4 protein-coding genes are annotated in these 4,101 nt (G+C 44.8%); 2 read left to right on the top strand and 2 right to left on the bottom strand.

Features of this window, described 5'->3' with window-relative positions; genetic code table 11:
- Positions 1-266 (bottom strand): hypothetical protein (locus tag IQ228_RS26850; RefSeq protein WP_228044021.1); only part of this gene is annotated, 266 nt, incomplete at its 3' end.
- A 136-nt stretch (positions 267-402) separates the two neighbouring features.
- On the opposite strand from IQ228_RS26850, the gene tkt reads away from it, so the two are divergent.
- The gene (tkt, locus tag IQ228_RS22575; RefSeq protein ID WP_193964515.1) at positions 403-2,415 is read left to right on the top strand and encodes a transketolase; all 2,013 of its coding nucleotides are present in this window, start codon (positions 403-405) and stop codon (positions 2,413-2,415) included.
- 220 nt (positions 2,416-2,635) lie between these two features.
- On the opposite strand, the gene pdxA is transcribed toward tkt, so the two are convergent.
- Positions 2,636-3,694, bottom strand: coding sequence for a 4-hydroxythreonine-4-phosphate dehydrogenase PdxA (gene pdxA, locus IQ228_RS22570; protein ID WP_027402749.1), 1,059 nt, complete (start codon positions 3,692-3,694; stop codon positions 2,636-2,638).
- 213 nt (positions 3,695-3,907) lie between these two features.
- On the opposite strand from pdxA, the gene IQ228_RS22565 reads away from it, so the two are divergent.
- Positions 3,908-4,012 carry a PetM family cytochrome b6-f complex subunit 7 gene (locus tag IQ228_RS22565; protein WP_071992831.1) on the top strand — a complete coding sequence of 35 codons (105 nt, stop codon included), beginning with the start codon at positions 3,908-3,910 and terminating at the stop codon, positions 4,010-4,012.
- The last annotated feature ends 89 nt before the right edge of the window (positions 4,013-4,101 follow it).

Genomic DNA, 4,101 nt, shown 5'->3' with positions numbered 1-4,101 from the left:
TGTGTATAAGAGACAGAGTTGGGGGAGTTGGGGAGAAATTTCTTCCTTCTGAACTCCTGATAGCGCAGCGTGGCGTTAGCCATACTCCTGAATGGGCGCAGGCCTTGCGCCCCTACTTCCTGAACTCCTACTGTAATTTTGTTACTGGTTGGCTTTTTAGAAGTGAACCTGTGGCAAGTATGATAGAGATCATCCTTTGCTGAACCGTTAGTATGGCTTATGCCACGCTTTGGGAACAGCAAGATCAAATTATTGGCTTTATTCATCACCAAAAACTCACAATATCCCCCTTGTCCATTGACAATTAGGAATGGGATGATGAGAAAAGTGGGATCACTTGATAATGAACCCAACCAGAACAAGCTAAAAAGAGTCCTAACCCGTCGTTAACAATAAGAGATTATGGCTGTTGCAACCCAATCCATCCAAGAACTTTGTATTAATTCGATCCGCTTTTTGGCTGTAGATGCCATAGAAAAATCTAAATCGGGACACCCTGGACTACCTATGGGCGCGGCTCCAATGGCTTTTGTGCTTTGGGATAGCTTCATGCGCTATAACCCCAAAAATCCTCAGTGGTTCAACCGCGATCGCTTTGTTTTATCCGCTGGTCATGGTTCAATGTTGCAGTATGCCCTACTGTACTTAACCGGCTACGATAGCGTTACCATAGACGACATCAAGCAATTTCGTCAATGGGGTGCTAAGACCCCAGGACACCCCGAAAATTTTGTTACAGCCGGTGTAGAAGTTACCACAGGTCCTTTAGGTCAAGGAATCGCCAATGCAGTGGGTTTAGCAGTAGCAGAAGCACACCTAGCTGCTAAGTTCAATAAACCAGATGCCAAGATAGTTGATCATTATACTTATGTAATTCTGGGTGATGGTTGCAACATGGAAGGGATTTCCGGTGAAGCTGCTTCCATTGCTGGACACTGGGGATTAGGTAAACTGATTGCTCTTTATGACGACAACCACATCTCCATTGATGGTTCTACAGATGTAGCTTTCACTGAAGACGTTTCCAAACGGTTTGAATCCTACGGTTGGCACGTTCTCCACGTTAAAGACGGTAACACCGATTTAGCCGGAATTGCCAAAGCGATTGAAGCTGCAAAAGCCGTCACCGATAAACCCACCATGATTAAGGTGACAACCACCATTGGTTATGGTTCTCCTAACAAACAAGATACCGCTGGTATTCACGGTGCGGCTTTGGGTCCTGAAGAAACCATCGCTACCCGCAAAAACTTAGGTTGGGAATATGATGCCTTTGTAGTTCCTGAAGATGCTCTAAATCATGCTCGCAAGGCTGTTGAACGCGGTGCCGGTTACGAATCTGAATGGAACACAGTTTATGCTGGTTACAAAGCTAAATACCCCCAAGAAGCGGCGGAATTTGACCGTTTCATTAGCGGCAAATTACCAGACGGTTGGGACAAAGTATTACCTACCTACACAACCGAAGACAAAGCATTACCCACCCGCAAACATTCAGAAAACTGCCTCAACAAACTCGGGGCTGTTTTACCAGAATTAATTGGTGGTTCTGCTGACTTAACCCACTCCAACCTCACCGAACTCAAAGGTGCTGGAGACTTCCAAAAAGGACATTTTGCCAACCGCAACATCCACTTTGGTGTGCGGGAACACGCAATGGGTGCAATCTGTAATGGTATGGCGTTGCACAACTCAGGTTTGATTCCTTACGGTGCAACCTTCCTGATCTTTACAGATTATATGCGGGCTGCTATTCGTTTGGCTGCGCTCTCTGAAGCTGGTTCAATTTGGGTCATGACTCACGACTCCATTGGTCAAGGTGAAGATGGTCCTACTCACCAACCGATTGAAACCCTTGCTTCTTTGCGTGCCATTCCTGATTTAACCGTAATTCGTCCTGCTGACGGAAATGAAACCTCAGGTGGTTACAAAGTCGCAATTGAGAAGTCTAAAGCACACGCTTCCACTTTATTGGCGTTCACTCGTCAAAACGTTCCTAACTTGGCAGGTACATCCATTGCAGGTGTCGCTAAGGGTGGATATACAATTGTTGACTGCCAAGGTACACCAGATATCATTTTGATTGGTACTGGTTCAGAAGTCAGCCTCTGTGTAAGTGCAGCAGAAAAATTAACTGCGGTCGGTAAGAAGGTTCGTGTAGTTTCTATGCCTTCTTCTACCTTGTTCGATACACAGGATGCAGCTTACAAAGAATCTGTTCTACCAAAAGCTGTTACTAAGCGTCTATCTGTAGAAGCTGCTAGTAGCTTCGGCTGGCACAAATATACAGGTAGTGAAGGTGACACCGTAAGTATTGATACTTTTGGTGCTTCTGCTCCTGGTGGTATTTGTTTGGAGAAGTTTGGCTTCACTGTTGATAATGTTTTAGCTAAAGCCAAAGCATTGTTAGGTTAAACAGTATAAGCCTCTCACCTACCCGATAGGGAGGTGATGAGATGAATACGCGTAAGTGACGAATTGCCCCTAGGGCATAGGGCTTTAAAGCTCGGTTAATGTCTTCATAGAAGAGTCGCCGAGAAGCCCACACTCACCTGTTCGCGCAAGCGTGCCGCAAGGCATAAGGGAGTGTGTGGAGTATGTCACGTTAATCTTCACGGAATATTTTTTAATTTTGTTAGGTGGGCTGAATAGGCTCACCTTTTCTATTTTCCTTTGACACTCCCGCCAAATTAATCGCTGCTTTCATACTTGTTGCGTCAGCAATGCCTTTGCCTGCAATATCAAAAGCTGTACCATGATCCGGAGAAGTCCGCACAAACGGTAAACCAATGGTAGTATTGACAGCCCGATCAAAAGCCATCAACTTCACGGGAATTAATCCTTGGTCGTGATAAAGTGCCAAGTAAGCATCAGCGGGATTTTTAACTGAAGAATTACCATACCAAGCCATACCTGGTTTTACCCACATTGTATCTGGGGGGATGGGTCCTTCTAGCTGTAAATGGGGGCGTTTTTGGCGTTCTGACTCCAGCCAGGGAATTAACCAATCTATTTCTTCTGTTCCTAGTTGTCCCATTTCACCGCTGTGGGGATTTAACCCGGCGATCGCAATTCTCCCATTTTTAATCCCCAAATCATTTTCCAAATACTCCACAAGCAAATCTAATTTCTGTGTCAACAACTGGGGTGTTAATGCCTCGGCTACTTGACGTAAAGGAATATGTGTGGTAGCAAGTAAAGTGCGAAGAGTCCAACCAGTAAAAGGCGATCGCCCCACAAACAACATCCCAAAACGCTCCACACCAGCCCTTGCGGCTAAAAGTTCCGTTTGTCCTGGATAATTGTAACCAGCAGCCTTCCAAGCAGATTTAGCGATAGGTCCGGTAACAATTCCATCAAACTCACCCGCCAAAGTTTGAGATATGGCATATTCCATATAAGCAAAACTAGCCGCACCACTAGCCGTATTCCCCACACCAATAATAATTTCACCAGCACTAGGCACATCAACTACAGACAAATTAGCAGGATTTACCAAAGCGAGGGAATTATCAATATTTTTACTGATATTTTCATAAACTTGAGTTAATAAAATTTTATTCCCCACCACCACCACATCACAATTCTGAGTAACTTCAGGATCAGCCAAAGCCTTCAAAACTACCTCAGAACCAATACCCGCCGGATCTCCCACTGTCAGCACCAAACGCGGACGTTTATCTTGATTAATCATGATCTTGTATCCCTGCCCATCGTCGTCTATCCCCGAATATCATCCCTAAATTGGTTTAGAATTATTGATAGAGGTTTAATCTCAATAATTCTGATAGACCCAGTTTATCTGAATCCTCAAAGTTGAAAATAAGATTTGAGCCTTCAAATCAAATTCAGCGGTCTGAAAAACAAGAAACATAAATCAACAATCCACAAAGGAGCATTACAGCAAATGGGCAGCGAAATATTAAATGCAGCTATGCTATCTTTCGGTCTAATCCTCGTAGGTTGGGCAATCGGTGCTTTGTTACTCAAAATTCAAGGCGCAGAAGAGTAGAACAGCAGCAGGGGACACAGGGGAAGTAGGGGACACAGGGGAAGTAGGGGACACAGGGGAAGTAGGGGAAGTAGGGGAAGTAGGGGAAG

Origin of the sequence: Dolichospermum sp. LEGE 00246, assembly GCF_015207865.1 — a bacterium.
In the GTDB taxonomy this organism is placed as follows: Bacteria; Cyanobacteriota; Cyanobacteriia; order Cyanobacteriales; family Nostocaceae; genus Dolichospermum; species Dolichospermum heterosporum.
The sequence above is the reverse complement of the archived record's forward strand: the minus strand, read 5'-3'. Positions and strand labels throughout refer to the sequence as shown.

Excerpts from the sequence above, each read along its gene's own strand:
- tkt (WP_193964515.1), top strand. The coding sequence starts at position 403 with ATGGCTGTTGCAACCCAATCCATCCAAGAACTTTGTATTAATTCGATC.
- pdxA (WP_027402749.1), bottom strand. The coding sequence starts at position 3,694 with ATGATTAATCAAGATAAACGTCCGCGTTTGGTGCTGACAGTGGGAGAT.
- IQ228_RS22565 (WP_071992831.1), top strand. The coding sequence starts at position 3,908 with ATGGGCAGCGAAATATTAAATGCAGCTATGCTATCTTTCGGTCTAATC.